The 18,633-nt window shown below is 44.4% G+C and carries 12 protein-coding genes; 2 read left to right on the forward strand and 10 right to left on the reverse strand.

Features of this window, described 5'->3' with window-relative positions; translation table 11 throughout:
• Positions 1-4 precede the first annotated feature (4 nt).
• Together CGZ90_RS16120 and CGZ90_RS16125 are read right to left on the reverse strand one after the other, a co-directional pair.
• Positions 5-1,792: an ABC transporter ATP-binding protein gene (locus CGZ90_RS16120; protein ID WP_094253550.1), complete on the reverse strand. Its 1,788-nt coding sequence runs from the start codon at positions 1,790-1,792 to the stop codon at positions 5-7.
• Positions 1,770-3,506 carry an ABC transporter ATP-binding protein gene (locus CGZ90_RS16125; protein WP_094253551.1) on the reverse strand — a complete coding sequence of 579 codons (1,737 nt, stop codon included), beginning with the start codon at positions 3,504-3,506 and terminating at the stop codon, positions 1,770-1,772. The genes CGZ90_RS16120 and CGZ90_RS16125 overlap by 23 nt, the downstream gene beginning before the upstream one ends.
• A 340-nt stretch (positions 3,507-3,846) precedes the next feature.
• On the opposite strand from CGZ90_RS16125, the gene CGZ90_RS16130 reads away from it, so the two are divergent.
• Complete coding sequence (locus tag CGZ90_RS16130; protein ID WP_094253552.1) at positions 3,847-4,869, forward strand: STAS domain-containing protein; 1,023 nt, start codon at positions 3,847-3,849, stop codon at positions 4,867-4,869.
• 52 nt (positions 4,870-4,921) lie between these two features.
• On the opposite strand, the gene CGZ90_RS16135 is transcribed toward CGZ90_RS16130, so the two are convergent.
• The 3 genes from CGZ90_RS16135 to CGZ90_RS16145 all read right to left on the reverse strand — a co-directional run bounded on the left by CGZ90_RS16135 (position 4,922) and on the right by CGZ90_RS16145 (position 7,207).
• A complete protein-coding gene (locus CGZ90_RS16135) occupies positions 4,922-5,365 on the reverse strand; it encodes a threonine/serine exporter family protein (protein WP_094253553.1) in 444 nt (147 codons plus the stop codon).
• 15 nt (positions 5,366-5,380) lie between these two features.
• Positions 5,381-6,142 (reverse strand): threonine/serine exporter family protein, encoded by a 762-nt coding sequence (locus CGZ90_RS16140; protein WP_094253554.1) that lies wholly within the window; start codon positions 6,140-6,142, stop codon positions 5,381-5,383.
• Between the two features lie 138 nt (positions 6,143-6,280).
• Positions 6,281-7,207 (reverse strand): DMT family transporter, encoded by a 927-nt coding sequence (locus tag CGZ90_RS16145; RefSeq protein ID WP_094253555.1) that lies wholly within the window; start codon positions 7,205-7,207, stop codon positions 6,281-6,283.
• Between the two features lie 116 nt (positions 7,208-7,323).
• On the opposite strand from CGZ90_RS16145, the gene CGZ90_RS16150 reads away from it, so the two are divergent.
• Complete coding sequence (locus CGZ90_RS16150) at positions 7,324-8,712, forward strand: aminotransferase-like domain-containing protein (protein ID WP_094253556.1); 1,389 nt, start codon at positions 7,324-7,326, stop codon at positions 8,710-8,712.
• 39 nt (positions 8,713-8,751) lie between these two features.
• Here CGZ90_RS16150 and CGZ90_RS16155 read toward each other — a convergent pair whose 3' ends face one another.
• From CGZ90_RS16155 to essC, 5 genes are all read right to left on the reverse strand, one after another.
• On the reverse strand, positions 8,752-10,131 hold the full coding sequence (locus CGZ90_RS16155; protein ID WP_094253557.1) for a DUF4179 domain-containing protein: 1,380 nt from the start codon (positions 10,129-10,131) through the stop codon (positions 8,752-8,754).
• A complete protein-coding gene (locus tag CGZ90_RS16160; protein WP_094253558.1) occupies positions 10,112-10,651 on the reverse strand; it encodes a sigma-70 family RNA polymerase sigma factor in 540 nt (179 codons plus the stop codon). Before CGZ90_RS16160 ends, CGZ90_RS16155 begins: the two co-directional genes overlap by 20 nt.
• A gap of 153 nt (positions 10,652-10,804) precedes the next feature.
• Positions 10,805-11,284 carry a type VII secretion protein EssA gene (gene essA / locus CGZ90_RS16165; RefSeq protein ID WP_165766889.1) on the reverse strand — a complete coding sequence of 160 codons (480 nt, stop codon included), beginning with the start codon at positions 11,282-11,284 and terminating at the stop codon, positions 10,805-10,807.
• Entirely contained in the window at positions 11,271-14,159 is a 2,889-nt protein-coding gene (esaA, locus tag CGZ90_RS16170) for a type VII secretion protein EsaA (RefSeq protein ID WP_094253560.1), read from the reverse strand. Before esaA ends, essA begins: the two co-directional genes overlap by 14 nt.
• Positions 14,156-18,625, reverse strand: coding sequence for a type VII secretion protein EssC (gene essC / locus CGZ90_RS16175; protein WP_094253561.1), 4,470 nt, complete (start codon positions 18,623-18,625; stop codon positions 14,156-14,158). The genes esaA and essC overlap by 4 nt, the downstream gene beginning before the upstream one ends.
• Positions 18,626-18,633 lie beyond the last annotated feature (8 nt).

Here is an 18,633-nt window from a genome sequence, read left to right on the forward strand (position 1 = left end):
TTTCTCAGCCCGATCTTTCGCTTATCTGATTTTGATAAAGATCGTAATAATGACCCTTCATACACAGAAGCTCATCATGCGTCCCTTTCTCTGCAATCGTGCCGTCATGAAGCACGATAATTTGATCCGCACGCTGAATCGTGTTCAGACGATGGGCAATAACAAAGCTCGTTCTTCCTTGAAAAAGTCGTTTAAGCGCATCTTGAATTTTAAGCTCAGTAATCGTGTCGATGCTGCTCGTCGCTTCATCAAGCAGAAGAATGGATGGATCAGCCAGCATCGCTCTAGCTATTGACAGCAGCTGCCTCTGCCCTTGCGAGATACCGCCGCCCTCCTGCTTCAGAACAGTTTCATACTGTTCAGGTAGCTTCATGATAAAAGAATGAGCATTTGCCATAACAGCTGCTTGCTCTACTTCTTCATCACTCGCCTCAAGACGGCCGTAACGGATGTTCTCACGTATCGTGCCTTGAAAGAGAAACGGATCCTGAAGCACGACCGCCATATGCGACCTTAAGCTTTCCCTTTTAATGGATATGGATGGTTTGCCGTCAAAAAGGATACTTCCTTCATCAGGATCATAGAAGCGTGACAGGAGATTGAAAAGTGTCGTCTTGCCTGCCCCTGTAGGACCGACGAGTGCTGTCATCTGCCCCTTGCTGGCTGTAAAACTAACATTTGCAACGGTATCGCCTTCTTTATCATAAGAGAAGGACACGTCCTGAAACTCTACGTTTCCGCTCAGTTCTTTAACATCAACTGCTGTAATTTCATCGCTTTCTTCTTTTTCTTCATCAAGTATTTCAAACACTCTCTCTGCTCCTGCAACGGCCGAGAGCAGTGTATTAAACTGGTTGGCAAGCTCGTTAAGAGGACGCGTGAATTGGCGAGAGTATTCGGCAAAAATCACGATGACACCGATCGTGATCATCCCCTTTAGCGCAAGATAGCCGCCCATTCCTGCTATGATGGCAAAGCTCAGGTTGTTGAGCATGTTCATCAGCTTTGGTATAAAGCCAGAAAACGTCTGTGACCAATACCCAGACTGCTTGAGCTTTTCGTTTTTTTCCATAAATTCTGCGCTTACGCGTTTTTCCTGTGAAAAAGATTTGACGATCCGCTGGCCAGAAATGATTTCTTCAATGTAGCCGTTCAGCTCCCCTGTATTTTTTTGCATCTGTTTATAAAGAGGACCTGTTCTGCTTGTTATCCATTTCATCCCCCAAAAAAGGAGCGGAACAATAATAAGTGTCAGCGCTGTGAGCAGCGGGCTTAGCCAAAGCATGACGGAAACGGTTCCGACAAGAGTCAGCACACTGGATACGATTTGAATAAACGAACTATTAAGAGTCGAGCTGACGTTATCTATATCATTGGTTATCCGGCTCATCAATTCGCCATGCTGACGTTTTTCAAAATAAGATATTGGCAGGCGATGAAAGGTGCGGAACAGCTGAGAACGCATCTTGTACACCGTATGCTGAGCAACCCCGATCATCCAATAGTTCTGAAGAAAGATAGAGACAGAGTTTAATAAATAAACGGCGATAAATGCGGCAAGGAGTAAAGGAAGCCCTTCCATCTTCCCCGGTACGATGTATTTGTCTATTGCTACACCGATAAGGAACGGACCAAGTAAACCAAACGCCGAACTGCCGATAATCATGAGGAAAACGAGGATAAGCTGTCCTTTTCTTTCCGCCATATAGTCCCAGATGCGTTTTACGGTCGTGCTCCAATTTTTCGGCTTTTGCTTTTTCGTGTTGAAATTATGATGATGACGCATTGCCATAGACAGCCTCCTCTCCGTATTGAGATGCTGCGATTCGCTGATAAAGCACTGATTCTCCTAAAAGCTCCTCATGCGTACCTGCTGCTGTCAATATGCTGTCTTCGAGCAGCATGATCTTATCCGCTTGAATCGCTGTACTGATTTTTTGTGTAATGATGATAGTTGTGCATTGATGCTTTTTCAACGCTTGCAGCAGTGCTGCTTCCGTCGTTAAGTCCAGCGCGCTCGTACTGTCATCAAGCAGGAGAATCTTCGGCCGCCTTACAAGAGCACGGGCAATGGAAAGCCTCTGCTTCTGCCCACCAGAAAGGTTGACCCCTTTCTGGCCGACTCTTGTTTCATACTGCTGCGGCAGTTTTTGGACCGTTTCATGAATTTGCGCGTCCTTTGCCGCAGAAATGATCTCTTCCATTGATGCTGTCTCGTTGCCCCAGCGGATATTTTCTTTTATTGAACCTGTAAACAGAAGAGCTTCCTGAGGAACATAGCCGATCTCGCTTCTCAGCCTTTCCATCTCCATGTCCCGCACATCGGTTCCGTCAATTTTAACCGTGCCATCTGTTGTGTCATAAAGTCTTGGAATAAGCTGAAACATCGATGTTTTACCTGATCCAGTTGCACCTAGGACAGCTACCGTTTCACCTGCTGCGATAGAAAAAGACAAATCACGAATCACCACTTCATCAGTGTCTGGGTATTGAAAGCTTACATTCTCAAATGTAACTGCCCCTTCTGCAATCACTTTGTCTGAACGGTTGCCGTCCTTCATTTCGGTCTCACTCATCAGCACCTCATTTATACGTTCAGACGATGCTTTTGCACGTGAAAATGCCATGATGATAAAAGAAAAGATCGATAGGACAGTCGTTATCCTGGTCGCATAGTTAACGATCGCTACAACTTCACCTGCTTTAATTTCCCCTGAAGACACATCCATGCTGCCAAACCAAAGGATTACCATCACTGCTATATTCATGATGAACAGCAGGATGGGAGTCGTCATTTCTACAAGACGCAGAGAAGAAACCGTATCGTTCATCAAGCTTTCGTTCGCTTTATGAAATCTGTTCCCTTCATGTTTCCGTCTGATGAACGCTTTAATTAATTTCATCCCCGCAAGGTTTTCCTGCATTACATTGTTTACTTTGTCTAGCTTTTTTTGCACGATGCTGAAAAGCTGACCTGCTTTCTTCATTACTGCCACCAAAAACAAGAGAAGCAGCGGGACTGTCAAAAGGAGTGCCAGCGAAAGCTGCATGTTGACAACCAAAGATAAAATAACACCGCCCACAATAATAAGAGGAGCACGCATCATAATCCTCAAACTCATGAAAACAAGATTCTGAACTTGTGTTACATCATTCGTCATTCTTGTAATGAGCGACGAGGAAGCAAACTTATTAAAATCGGCAAACGAAAAAGACTGTATTTTATCAAATAATAATTTTCTCAAATCATACCCATAATGCTGGCTGACATGAGCTGCCACAAACGAGTTAATGATCCCAGCAGCAAATGCAGCAAGCGCTATTCCCAGCATGATCGCACCCCAATAAAAAACCGTATCCAAATCGCGCTTTAAAATTCCTTCATCGATGATTTTCGCCATAATGAGCGGCTGCAGCAGCTCTACCGCCAGTTCCGTAAGCATCAGCAGCAGCGCCCCTACTACCCATAGGCGGTAAGGCTTAAGCAAAGCAAGAACCTTCTGCATTTTTTCCCTCCGCATTAAAATGGTTAACAAACTTAAGTATATGTACTATCATATCTCTTTTACCTGTAATTTTTAAATATTTTGACTTTTAAAGGAAAATTTTTTAGAACGCTTGGCTGATGCTATGCCTTTAAGTCAGCCCTTAATGTGCACTTTTTCTTATACTTTAACTTTGGAACTACGATGACTCTACTATTCGCAAAAAAATATTTTACTTATATTTCAAGAAAAGGTTTTAAACACTATTATTGAGGGAATTGATTAGATTGGCACAGTTTCAAATTAACAACTCATACATATAGCAGCCAACTTATCACTTTCTTAAAAGGAGAGCACGAGTATGCTAACGAAACAAGATACCTTTACACTCGGTGACATCAAATTCACATGGGATCTTGATGAAGGTCATTTTACATTCCAAGGTTCCGATGTTGTATTATTTTGGATTGACTCCGCCATGAAAACCTTGTTTGATACAATCGAGGAGATTTCTGGAGATGATGCTGCTAGTGTAGTCATGGAAACGACTGGGCACCGTCAGGGAGAAATTGTAGGGGATTTCTTTAAATCACTTAATCTGTCTCTTGAAAAATCGCTTGAGGCCATTCCCCCCCTTTATGCAACCGCTGGATGGGGGAAAGTTACATTTGAAGAATTGGATATTGAAACATCTCGCGTTATCGTTACCTTAAAAAACAGCTGGGAATATAAGATCAATAAAGCTCAAGGAAAGATGACACACGGATCCTTCCTCCCCGGCCATTTTGCCGGACTGCTGTCAAAGCTGTTCAACACAAACATCTGGTATGAGACGCTGCAGGGTGAAGTAGGCAATGACCCTTGCTGTGTGTTCTCCTTTTTCCCTTCTGATATGACATCATCCAAAAACATGCATGAGCTGCTGAGGAAGAAAGAACAGGATGAGATTCGAAAGCTTGAAGAAGAGGTGGAAAAACGAACTGAAGAGCTCAAATCGCTTATTCAAAAGCTTTCCTCCCCTATCATTCCTGTACTCGAAAATATTGTAGTAATTCCGCTGATCGGCAATTACGATGACAGCCGTGCCGAAGAGCTGCTGACCAAAACTCTTGAAAGTCTTCCAAAGCTTAAATCTAAATTTCTTATTCTTGACCTAACCGGAATGGATACAGACGGCTTTGATGCATCCAACCTGTATTTTATCGAACGCCTTTCAAAAGCGGCTGCTCTTCTTGGTTCAGAAAGCATCCTTGTCGGCATTTCAGCTGAACTGGGTATCGCCATTACCCGTGAACAGGTCGATCTCTCCGCCTTGAATTGCTTCGGCACACTGCAGCACGGCATCTACTATGCACTGTCTCAGGAAGGCCGAAAAATCATTTAATATACAAAAGAGGCTCGGTCCAGCGTTTGGATCAAGCCTCTTTTTGTGTCTGTTATTGCATTCTTCTTAAACGGGACTGCCGGATAATCTGGTTGATGACCTCGGAGAAAACTATTCCCATCGCGATTGACCCCGAAATCATGAATGCTTTCGCCGCCAAGCTGACAGCGACATTATAGTCGTTCTGAACAAAGTTCCGCATCGCATCATAAGCCATCCCTCCAGGCACAAGCGGAATGATCCCTCCGACACTATATATAATCACCGGGGTACGGTACCTTTTCGCAAAAAACTGGCTCGCCACTGCAACAATAAACGATGCAATAACAGTCGCCGGAACAAGGTCGACTCCATTTTCAGTGAGTATAATGTAGATGCTCCAGCCCATCATGCCGACAAAACCGCACTTTAAGAGGGAAGGCCGAGGAGCGTTGAACAGAATGATAAAAGCTGCTGATGCGATAAAACTGGTAACAAGCTGCTCTGCAATAAACATAACGGACCTCCCTCTTTACATGATAGAAAAAATAACGGCAATCCCTGATCCGATGGCAAAAGCTGTTAAGAATGCGTCAGCGCCTTTTGCCAGCCCTGAAATAAGATGGCCAGCCATCAAGTCGCGCACGGCATTGGTTATAAGCAAACCGGGCACAAGCGGCATGACTGAGCCGATAATAATAATATCCATGTCACTCCCTATTCCTGTTTTGACAAATAACAGAGCAAGCAGGCCAATCAGCAGCGAGGCGGAAAACTCAGAAAAGAATTTAATCGGAACCAGGTTGTGAAAATAAAGAAGCGCCATGAACCCAATGCCGCCAGCCAGAAAAGCTGGAATAAAGTCGCCCCAGCTGCCTTTAAACATGATTAAAAAGCAGCCTGAAGCAACAGCTGCCGCCAGAACTTGTACGGCGTATGAATATGTTGATTTTGAAGCACCAATCGCTTTTAATGCTGTATATGCTTCTCCGACTGACATTTCGCCTGCGCTGATACGCCTCGAAATCCCGTTAACCTGAGCGACCTTCTCCAGATCTGTCGTCCGTTCCATGATGCGGATGAGCTTCGTCTTTGTCGGCTCTTCTGCTTCAACTGAAAACAAAATACCCGTCGGCGTGACATAAGGATGAGATTCAGCAATACCGAAAGAAGCCGCGATCCTCATCATCGTGTCCTCGACCCGGTACGTTTCAGCGCCGCTCTCAAGCATGATCTTGCCAGCAAGAAGGCAGACGCCCATTATGTCATATGTAAAGTCCTGTTCCATCTCCATCCGCATTCTCTCCATCTATATTCTTGCTATTATTGTATCCCAAAAATAAACGCTCAATATTTTAACAGTTTAAATGATTGTCATATAAAAAGTAAATGCCTAATAAACGGTTTAGGGGTATGGTACCGTACCCCCGGATTACGCGCTTTTTTTTGCTTTTAAGCTTAGCTTTCCCCTGCTTAGCATAGACTTGATGGCATCGGCGTTCACAAGGATGATTCCTGCAATGATTGTGATGCCGCCGGCAACGCTGATCCAAGTAACTTCTTCATTGTATACAGCTGCGCCCAGACATAGAGCGATAAGCGGCGAAATGTACAGCCAAGTTGATGGAAACACAGGGTTCGTTTTAGAGACGAGCCAATAAAACAATGTATGGCCGATCATCGATCCTGCAACCGTCAAGTACAGCAGCGAGCCCCAAGCTGCAGGCTGAACAAATGTTTCTATATCCACTTTTTCCGTAAAAGAAGATAAAACGAACAGCAAGGCTCCGCCGTACATCATCTGCGCCGCATTAAGCGCAATCGGAGACGTGTCTGAAAAACGCTGTATGACACGTTTAGAATAAAGTGCACCTCCTGAATAGGAAACCTCCCCTGCTAAGATCAGCAGACAGCCGGCAAGCCACAGCCCGCTCACTTCCAAGTACAATGTAGGCAGCAGCAGGATGACGACACCGCAAAACCCAATCAATCCTCCAACCGCAGCCACAAGCGGCACTTTTTGCCGGAATAAGATTACCTGCCAAAGCATGATCATAAGCGGTCCCGTCGCTGACAATACACCTGCAATGCCTGATGAGACGTACTGTTCCGCCCAATATAGAGTGGAAAATGTACCGAAAGTTAAAGCAAGACCGCTTATCAGCATTTCTTTTCGAAGCAGCAGCCTCCACTCTGTTTTCTTGCGCCATTTCATCCACAAGAAAAGAATTGCACCTGCTATGAAAAAGCGGCTCCCTGCCGAGAAAAACGGCGGTGCTCCGGCGTCTACTCCTATTTTTATAGCGAGAAAGGTTGTTCCGAAAATAAGGCACATAACGAAATAATTAAAAAGCACCATCCGCAGCCACTCCTTTTCTATTTATCATATAGCGGCATGCACAGAACAGTTTTAAAATAACAGAACAGTTTTGTTTGAAATTTTGTACAATAAATAAAAAGGAGTGTGTGCCAGCCATGAAAAATCCGCTGTTCATAAAAGTACATGAAACAATCAATAACCGCTTAGAGCGCGGAGAGTACAAGCCTGGCGAAAAGCTTCCTTCTATTCGTTCACTCGCCACCGAGCTAAATGTTCACCGGCTGACTGTGTTTAAAGCATATCAGCTGCTGAAGGAAAACGGAAAAGTGGAAGTGAAGGACAAATCAGGTTACTATGCCAAAGGTGAGTCTTCCATTTTGACTGATCTCGACTACCCCATCGTCACCTCTTACATTCATAAAAGTCATCTGTCTGAGATTCACAGAGTACACGTTGAATTCCAGTTTTCACAGGCGGTTATTGACCCGGACCTTTTACCGAATCAATATACATCTTCTTCTGCAAAAAAAGTTCTCGACCTGTATCCTAAAGTGCTGAGCACGTATTCTACTGTTCAAGGAGATCGTGAGCTGCGGGAATCCCTTGCGAACTATTTTTATGAAAAGCAAAAGCAATATATCACAGCTGATGACGTGCTAATCACAACTGGATCGCAGCAGGCAATTGATCTAATCGCTCGTACGTTTGTTAGAAACGGCGATCACGTATTAATCGAGAGACCAACTTACAGTCCCGCAATCGATATGTTCAGAGAGCTGGGCGCACGACTCCTGCCAGTGAATATCACGCCTGACGGCTATGATATGGAGCAGCTCGAACAGTTCATGAAAGAGAAGAAGCCTGTTCTGTTTTATTTGAATCCTACTTTTCAAAATCCGACAGGCTATACTGTACCGGACAATCAGCGGAAACAGCTTGCTAATCTTGCTGAAAAATACAGAGTCTTCATCCTTGAGGATGACCCGTTCCGAGATATCTATTTTGAAAAGAAACCTCCGCTCCCTCTTTTTACATATGATGTACATGGCTATTGCCTGTACGTGAGGAGCTTCAGCAAATACATCGCACCCGGGCTCCGTATTTCTGCAATCCTGTGCAGGCAGCCGCTAATGGAACAGCTTCTTGCATCAAAGTCGCTCGCTGACAACGGCACACCGCTGCTGAATCAAAAAATGTTTCTTCACTATTACGCATCTGAGCGTCTTCAGAAGCATATTGAAAAGCTGCGGATTGCACTAGAGCTAAGGAAGGCCGCGATGGAATCAGCGCTTGAAGGAGAAGACTTTTATTGGGAGACTCCAGACGGAGGGCTCAATTTATGGGTTCAAATCCCTGATTCTATACGTATGGAGGAACTTCTGGCTGCATGCCTGGAGCAGTCTTTATCCTTTGTCCCCGGCACTATCTGCGATCCGCTGAAGGAAAAAGAAAACTGGATACGGCTAAGCTATTCGTATTTAAATGAGAAGAAAATCGTTAAAGGAATACAATTATTCAAAGACATTTTGTCTTCACTAAAATAAAAAACAGCCGCTTAATTTTCACGCGGCTGCTTTGTTCAATTATTGGTTTAACATAATTTTAATCGGGTCCATTTTATCCGGGCCGCTGTTCATGCTGAGGATGCCGAACGGGATCATCACATAATAATCTTTTTCAGAACTTCCTTTCGCGAGTACGAATCTGGATTGCAAGCGGAGTTTTTCTTTATCTAAAACAATTCCTTTGCTGCTCAAAATCGCAGCCTCCTGCTTCTGCGCTAAATCATTTTTATGCACGACTTTTGCCATTTCAGCAAAGTTCTGCAGAATATCCTTTTTAAATGCTGATGCTTTCAACCCTGTTAGCTCATAATCAAGCGTCAGTACATTTCCGTCTTTTTTCAATCCTGTTATAGAAACACTGTAAGGACTGCGGCTGCTCTTCACTTTAAATGATGCAGCAGTAATTTTATGCAGTGTATCTTCCTCATCACGGGAGATTTCTGGATAGACCATTAAATATTTCGCATTAGCATTGACTTTATTTAAGACCGTCCGCATTTCTTTCTTTTGCATACCATCTATTTTCTGGACACTTAAAACTCCGCCGTTTCGATTGTTCACTTGCTTTCCTTTATCATCTAACACCTTAAGCTCAACTGAGTCATTTGCACCAGCCACCATCGCAGTTGACCATGTAAAATCAATAATGGTTGAAGCTTTTGCGAGGCTTACAGATTGCAGCTGCAGCGAATCTGTTTTTGTCTTCACAGATGCATTTGACGCGATCGTTTTAATCGGCAGCTGCTTTACCGGTACGTTAAATTTCCACATCCCCTCATTACCTGCAATGTTTGTAAAGGTAATAGGCAGTGTAAAGTCTTCCGGCAACTCTTTTTCGCGATACTCAAATTCTACCGCCGCCTCATAGCCGTTTTCCGTTTTCTTCAGTCCGCTCGAGGAACCGGCATTCTCCGTTTGCTCGCCTTTTTCATACAGGTAGAAATTGAATCCTGAGACCCACACTCCGTTGCGGTCGATATCTTCCTTTACAAGTCCATCACCCGTTGCTGTAAAAGTAATTCCGACATTCGTTCCATCATAATAAGCACTCGTCACAGTCAAACTTACATTGTTGCTTACCGCTTCTTCATTCAGTTTTGTAACAAGTCCGCTCTGTGCAAGCTCTTTTCCTGTTTCTGAGCCAAACTTGTCGTAGATTCCCCCAAGGAACGGAACATCAGCCAGTACGGTTTTGACCGGCGTGGAAACGAACCCTGCGGCAAGCAGAAGAGCAGCTGCGCTTGAAGTAATCCAACCTGTTCTTGTAGCCAGCTTTTTGCGTACAATTTGCTTTTTCTGTAACCGGCCTTTTTGCATGCCTGCGCTGATAGCTTTTAAAATATCCTGCTGCGGCACTTCAATCTCCTCTACCTCTTTATCAAACCACGCTTTTTCCATAAGTGTCCGTCCCTCCTAACAGGTTTTTCAGTTCAAGTCTTGCACGCCGAAGATACGTTTTGACCGTACTCTCTGGTTTTTCCATCGTGTCAGCGATCCTCCGAATAGAAAAATCATGATAATAGAATAAAATAATTGCCGTTTGATAGTTTTTCTCTAAGCGTGAAATCGCACATGTGACGTCCAGCTCAGATGCATATGAATCTGTCCCTTTTTCAGCAGCTTGATTGAGAAAATCGTCACCGGTAAGAACTACTTTTTTCTGTTTACTTAGCAGCTGATAAGCATTCCTGATTAATATCTTGATTAGCCAAGTACTGAAATATGCCGGCTCTCTGAGCTGATGGATGGAGGTATACGCTTTACAGACCGTCTCCTGCACAACATCCAGCGCATCCTCTTTATTTCGCACATATAAAAAAGCGGTTTTATACATTTTTTCACTCTCATGCTTCATAAGTGCTTCAAACGCTTCGTCATTTCCGCGAACCGCTTTCTGCACAAGATGGATAACTTCCAATCTTATCCCCTCCTTCAACTATTAGAGCATAAATTAAGAGGAATAAGTTTCATAAATTACAAAAATAGTTATTTTTATCCACAAGCCTGAAAGATATAAGTTTCATTCCGCAAAAAAACAGCCAGGAACGAAAATTCGTTCCCGGCTGTCTCGTTAAGCGTCCTCATTCCTGCGCCTCATTCCTGGCAGGATTAGTAGTACAATCATCAGTACTCCAAGCGCTATTAAAATTATATATACGATTGGCAGAGCTGACTGGCTAGTTTCCTTAGTTTCATCCGTTCTGTTTAAAAACTGTCCGCTGTTTTTGCCGGAAAAAAGATGCAGCTGCTTCGCTTTTTGCGCAACTGTGCTCTTTTCTTCACCGCTTCCCTCTGCAAACAGCTCGCCTTTAATGTTCTCCCACTTTTCATCAGGTTTCATCTTAAAAGTAAGGCTTTTCTGCTCTTCAGGAATTGGTGTTTTTTGCTCGTTCAGCGGTTCATCTGTAAAGAAATCCGTATTGTTGTTCCTGTCCTTTTTTTCATAAAGATTTGGGGACAGGTTGTTAATATTCTTTTCTGCACTTGCTGTCTTGCTGCTCAAAAAGGTAAACAGCAGCACGAATGCCAGTACTAGTTTAATAAGCTTCATAAGCTTGATCAGACTCCTGAGGCTTTCCTGGTTTTCTCCAGGCATCAGCTGCAAATGGAATCACCGACAGCACCGCAATAATGCCGATCAAGACGAATGATCCTTGAGCAAACTGGTTATCCGCATCATATTGAATAGACATGTAAATTGCAGACATCGGATCTTCATACAGGAAGTTCGGTGCTGCCAGTGCAAGAAGCGGGCTTACAAAGAATAGTACAAGTCCGACGCTCGCGATCCAGCCGGCTGCATTGCCTAAGTAAAAGGCTGTTTTAACCAATAATGATGCTGCTGTTAAAAGCAGTATTGTGAAAATAGACCATTGTATCGCACGGCTGTCGGACAGTGAGTAAATTTCAAGTCCGAACAAGCTGATTACAAGTCCGACAATCAAGTTCAGCAAAGCAAACAGCGAACCTTTTACAAGCAGCGGCAGATTGCTGAAATAGTGACTGAAGAATCCGATCAGCAGCGCGCTGATCAAAACGATAACCAGGATGACAACCGGCGGCACTGTTTTTGTTTTCTCAGCTGGTGTGTCTCCGCTGATTTTCAGCGGATTCGCCAAGTAGTCATACACATAGCCATTATTCTGGCCATCGACCACTGTGTTGCCTAATACGTTATGCACATCGTCTCTGACGAGTTTAGTCGATGCTACGTTTGTTGCCCATTTTTCGTTCAATACATCAGCATCGCTCTGGACGACCGTTACTTTCTTTTGCAATTCGCCTGTATAGTTCACAACGAAGTTCTGTCTGTCCCCAAGTGTATTCATTAGTTCATTTATATACATCATTTCCTGTCCAATGCTCTGCTGGTTGGATATGACCGCTGTTCCGTCAGCATTCTGGCTCGGTGCAGGAGCATTCATCTCAGACTGCAGTTCCTGGAGCTGTGAAAGAACCGTATTTGCGCTTTCTTCCATCAGCCCGATGTCATCCATTATGGCAGCCTGCTGGCTCTCAAGGCTCACATTATAGTCAGTCGTGAACTGTGAAAAGTCCATGTTAAGTGTATTCATGACTTGCTGCGTTTCGGGAAGTTCCTTTTGCATAAGGCCGTCCCATTGCGACTGCTCGTTTTCGTTTACACTCAAAGTTTCAGTTACACGGCCATTTAGAATTTCATCATTTAAAACGGTTTCTTTAACCGGATCGTCATTGCTCATACGAGTTAACGTCCATTCATATTGAGCAAGAGCCCCGTAATAGTCAAGAATCGTGTCTAAAGACTTGTTTTCAAGCGGAGTGCTGAATGCTGCATCAAGCATCGTTTTTCGTGCCTCAGAAAGCACTGATGAATTAAGAATACTGCTCTCTTTACCTCTTATTTGCATAAACAGATTTTTACTTGAGCCTTTTAACGAATCCAATTCAGCAAGCAAGTCTGTATGTTCTGCGAGCAGTGCATTGTATTCTTCAACAAGTTTTCCGTTTTCTTCAAAGAGACCATCATACAATGCTTTTAAGGCATCATACTCCTGCTTCCACTTATCATCGTTTTCCTTGGCAGAAATACTGTTGATCAGCTTTTGGATTTCTCCTTCCTCACCTGTAAGACCTTCGAGATAGGTAATAGAATTCAGCAGCTCTTGAGTTGGCTCGGATACTGCCTTTAAATGAGGCAAAACACCGTCAATACCTGCTTTCATATCCTGAAGTTTCTGCAATTCATCGCTAAATCCAGGTTTATCTCCGCCTTGATCACCAGGCTCTCCTGGCTGCGCTGGTTCCTTAGGATCTTTAGGATCTCCAGGCGGCTTTTCTTCGCCAGGACTTGAATCCTCAACTTTCTTTCGCAAACTCAGCATCTCGTTTTCAATTGCCGTAAGCTGAACTTGCTCCTGCTGCGTTCTGTAGACATCCAGATACCGTCCTTGAATCTCTTTCATTTCTTTTATCTGTCTGTCAACCTGCGCAAGCCTCGTCTCGTTTAGAGCCGTGACAGAATCACTGTTCTCCTGCATAAGCGTTTCAATGCCTGCCATCGTATCAGTGAACCGGTCTCCCTGTTCATTAAACACTTGGCGGGATTCTTCCTGCTGAAGCGCGTAGCTTTGCGATCCTGTCTGAATAGCCAGGATACTTTCCTGCTGTGCAACTCCGAGGAGCTCTTGCTGAGCGTTCTGGTACTCTTTATATGCTTCTACATACTTTACGAATGCAGCAAGATTCTGTTCAAACTGCTCTACGCTGCTGGCTCGTTCAGGCGAGCTTTCCACACCTTGCTGCATGCTTGCTTTTAAATCCTCAAGCAGGCTCTTCTGTCGTTCCAATTCTCCTGCCAGGTTTTTGGAGCTAGGCTTATAAAAGTTCACCATAACCGTCTGAAAATCAATTTCTTTTTCCAGTATGCGGTCAAATTCTTTTCGCACACTGTCCATATCCTCTGATACATAGTTCCAATATAAAGAGCTCATTTTCGTGTTGACCCGGTTTGCCGCATAATCCAGCTCACGAAGGACCTTCTCTTTATTTACTGCGTTCAGCTGGCTTTGGACTTTGTATTGAAAGTCCGCTTTTGCCGGCTGCTGGTCATCGTAGGTTAATAGATTGTTCGTAAAATCGGATGGAATAAAGACAACAGCATCGTACTCATTGTTTTTAAGCCCGTTAACAGCGGCACTGCGGCCAAGCACTGTCCATTTAAAGTCCGATTGTTCCTTGAGAAGAGCCGGCACCTTCTCGCTGAGCTTTAAGTTCTCCGCTTCAGGCGCCCCGGCATCCTCGTTTACGATGGCGATCGATCTTGTAGCAGTCTCCTTAACCTCCATCGGGTTATCCCCGACAAACTGGATAAACAAGTGTGGAAAAACAAGAATGACCGCCGCTGCCAAAATCATTTTAATGGTATAGCTCCATTGACCTGTCATGTGTAAATCTTCCTTTCAATAACACACAGAGGTATTTGTATTTTCGTTTCTTTTCCATTCTCAACGAAATACCCAAATCCAGCGTGGATGTCTTCTTCTTTTCTGTTATAAGGAAGGGTAAGCAGCGTCTGCTCCGATTTTTTCATGAGCACGAGAGCCTGTCTGATCTGCTTGATTTCCGTTGTAAAGGCATCAAAGCCTTTTGTGATTTCATTGTTGTTGCCTGAAACAATCACATTGAATCCAAGGTGGCTGTAATTTTTCATAAAGCGGGACATACGGTCCTGCAGCATGCTGTCTGTTGTCTGAGTAAATCTTGAGTAGCCGTCAATAATGAAGTAGATCTGCGAGTATGATAGCTGGTGAAGGGTGCCGGATTGGATGCTCTGAACGTACTCTTTCTCCCGCTCTTTAAACAATTCTTCTACACCGTCAAGCCACGCTGCAATGTTTTCTTTTGTCTCCAGGTAGCTGACCTTCTCTTCAGTTGCGTAGCTTGAGAGCCCGCGGTCAATTGCATCGAACATACCGATATGCTGTGTATCTTGCAGAAGAATTGTGTTCAGCAGCACTTTAAGCGCATTCGTCTTTCCTTTTTGCGCCTGGCCGACAATGAGGCAGTGCTTGTTCCGGACAAAGTCCACATACACTGGTTCCACGTGCTCTTCATCAAGACCGATTGGAAGAACACCCGGCTGCTGCATGCCTTCTGTATATTGCGTAAAGCTGACCATTGTAAGCTCTGAAGGCAGCATCGGTATTGCTCTAGGAGCCTGCGCATCCTGATACTTCACTTTGATATCCTGAATCTTTTGCTTCATGTTCTCTAGCAGCTCATAATCGTCTGCACCTTCAGCTGGCAGGTAGATTTGCGAGAAATGTGCTTCCTCGCTTTTAATAATCGCCCTTCCTGGGATTGGCTCAGGCGAGAACGGCACTCTGCCCAAGATCATATATGCCTCTGTTGAATCCATTAAATAGTGCACAATCTTTGTTTTCAGGTTGTTCATGAGTGACTGCCTGACTGAGTTAATCCTCGTTGCGGTGAAGATCATATAAATGCCAAGTGACTGTCCGTCTCGCGCAAACTGCGTCATCTGCATCTCAATATCCGGAAGTTCCTCTTTTACAAGGTCAAAGTTATCAATTGTGATAAACTGCAGTGGCAGCTTCTCCTCGCTCATAGCATTGTACATCTTAATGCTGCTCACTTCTTTTTGCTGGAACAGCTGTTTCCTTCGCGCGATCTCATCCTTTAACAGACGAAGGAACTTCTCGATCTTGTGTTCCTCATCCATTAAAAAGTAGTCAGCGGTATGCGGCAGCTGTTTCAGCGGCAGCAGTGTTCCGTTGCCAAAATCGAACAAATAATAGTGAAGCTCTTCAGGACTCATTTTCTCTGCCATACTGAGCAAGATGCGGAGAACGGTATGCGATTTTCCGTAACCAGATGATCCGAAAATACCGATGTTTCCGTCATCCATTAGTTCGTAAATATACGGTGACTGGCTCTGCTTTTCTGGCTCGTCAATCATGCCAAGATAAATTTCGTTCGACCGTTCATCTTCACTTGATGTTTTGGAAAGACGCGAATCAAGCGGCGGCAGCCACGGGCTGTTTAGCTTGCGTATGCCCATCTTTTGCTGCAGCTCCTCAATTTTGTCAACGACTACATCGATCTCAGCCTCTGTTTCCTTCTTATCTCCATCGTTTGCAGTGACATCAGACAGAGGAATTAACCCGTAGTCCGTCACCAGTGCTACTTCATCTTCCGCTTCAAACGACTCGGCCTGATATGGTGCACCGCTCCATGCAGACTGGAAGAGTTCGTACACTTCATTGTTGCCAACCTGCAAATAACCTCGGCCCGTAACAGTAATAGATGAGGCATCTGCATTCTTTAATATCTCACGGCTGTCTGCAGCATCCTGAACCTTAAGAGCAACCTTGAAGCGTGCGTTGCTCCAAATCTGGTCATCTATAACGCCGCCTGGCTTCTGCGTCGCCAGTATCAAGTGAACACCTAAGCTACGTCCTATCCTTGCCGCACTGACAAGTTCACGGATAAATTCAGGCTCCTCTGATTTCAATTCGGCAAACTCATCTGAAATCAAGAAGAGATGCGGCAGCGGATCAGCCGCCTGGCCGCGCTTATAGAGCGTTGTGTAATCGTTAATATGGTTTACCTCATATTGATCAAAAAGGCGCTGTCTTCTTTTCAGCTCGCTCTTAATTGATGCAAGGGCTCTGCTGCTGAAGTTTTTGCTGCCTTCGATATTGGTAATTGTTCCAAGCAAGTGAGGCATGTTCTTAAACGGCTGCGCCATGCCTCCCCCTTTGTAGTCAATCAGCAAGAACGCTACTTCATGAGGGTGGAAATGCACCGCGAGCGATAGTATATATGTTTGTAGAAACTCCGATTTCCCTGATCCAGTTGTACCTGCAAGAAGTCCGTGCGGCCCGTGTGCCTTCTCATGAAGGTTCAGTTCAACGAGATCCTCTTTTCCTTTTAAGCCGACTGGTACGGCTAGTGATTTTGAAGATTGCCGCGTGAGCCAGTTTTGTTCGATCGGAAGCTCGTCTACTTCCTTCGCCTTCAGCATGCCGAGGAAAGATACGCTGTTAGGGATCGAGTTCGTCATCCCGACCTGATGATCCAGGGTCTTAAGCATGCGGGCATAATCCTCATTGTTTTCACGGTAGTGCTCATCAAGGTGGAATGGAATCTGGACTGCTTTTTTCTCCTGTATAAGGATATCGCCTTCCTTGTCGTTGATATAGCGGACAAGCGTGTGAACGTTCTCGGCAAGGCTTTCCTTCGTCTCAGCTGCAAATATAACTGAGATACCTAGATGCGAGTATTCTCCTTCTAGATACTCAAGAATAACGTGTTCTGCAATAAGCTCCTGATCCATTACGATAAACACAATGTGCGGTGAAAAACGGAGCTTTTCCTTGTCTTCCTCCATATCGCGTTCCCGAAGCATTTCATAAAAAGATGAAAGAAGCTGATCTCGGCTTTTTTCGTTATAGATCATGCCTTTTGCGTAGCCGTTCGGCATCTGAAAATGCGGCAGCCATTTAGCCCATTCCCATTGCTTGTAATCTTTTTCATTGAAGATAAAAACGAACCTGACGTCATGATAGCTGTGGAAAAAAGCAAGCTGGCCGATGATCTGATGAATTTCGTTCTTTACGATGTTCTCTTTCCCGACCAGTCCCATCGCGCCGCTAGAAAGGTTCACAGTTACTGAAACATTCTCTACCTCGCGATAAACCTTTTCCATGCGCTGTGACTGCTCCAAAAGATCATCAATCTCTCTGTTTGCCATGTCTCCTGCATTCAGATTAATCGTGTAGCTTGACGGCAGAGTACCTGTACCAAGCCGTATCTGCAGGAAGTCGTGACTTTCCGGAGACCTCTCCCAAATGCGGTCTGATATCTCTCTAGTCATATACTTCATCCGTTCAAAAGATGGAAAGTGGTAATCAAGCACCATCTTTTGCTTTTCAGCCAGCTCTTGCAGCTCTTTTCTTTTATTATCAAGGTAGACGGTGTACACTTTGCGGCGGCGTTCTTTTCGCCGTTTAAAGTTTCCGCGTTCCTTAAAATACTGCACAGATGATGTGACGAGCGTTGTTGCGAACATTACCATGGATACGATAATGAATATCCCGCGCGGCTGAACGAGTGCCACGATTCCCATGACAAGAATCATAAGAACAGGCGGCATGATAATAAGCCAAAGCCCTCGGTTCTGTTCTTCACCTTCTTGAGAAGGAAAAGACATCGTTACTTTGTCCTTCGGAAGCTCATAGATCATCCTTGGCGTTCTTCTGTACACAGGATACTTTTTGCTCATTTCGGATTTAGGCTGTTCGCTTCTAGGAAGTATAGTTTCGTAACCTGCAAGACTGCTCACCTGCAGCAAATCATCCTCAACGAGCCTGATTGTCATAAACGGCCAGAAAATAATATCGCCTGTTTCCAGAATGGCTTTTTCTTCTATCTTTCTGCCGTTCACATAGACGTTCTGGCTATTAGGAGTAATCATCCATTTGCCTGTTGCTTTTGTGAGGTAAAAGCCTTTGTCAGCCTGCCCTTTTTTTGTAACGTGGGCCTGTTCACTGTCAGATGAAAAGAAAATTTCTTTATGATTTCCTGTAAAATAAGTTGCTTGATAATCCATTTCTTCAGTTAGGAAGATTGATAGCTTCTCACCGCTATCTTCTATAACAACAGGCGAGTTTTCTGAAACAGATCCGACTACCTTATCGTTTTGAACAATTTCCAGACTGTCGTCAGTATCGCTTTTTTGAATTGTCATGGGACCGCCTGTAAAAGGAAATGCCCTTACGGTAACCGTCTGCTGCAGCTCTTGTCCGAGTGTAATCGGACGGAACGACTCTATACGGATCGGTACCTGCTGATATGTTTCTTGATGAAACACCCAAATCGTGCTCATGCGGCACC

Source organism: Fictibacillus aquaticus (assembly GCF_002245695.1).
GTDB lineage: Bacteria > Bacillota > Bacilli > Bacillales > Fictibacillaceae > Fictibacillus > Fictibacillus aquaticus.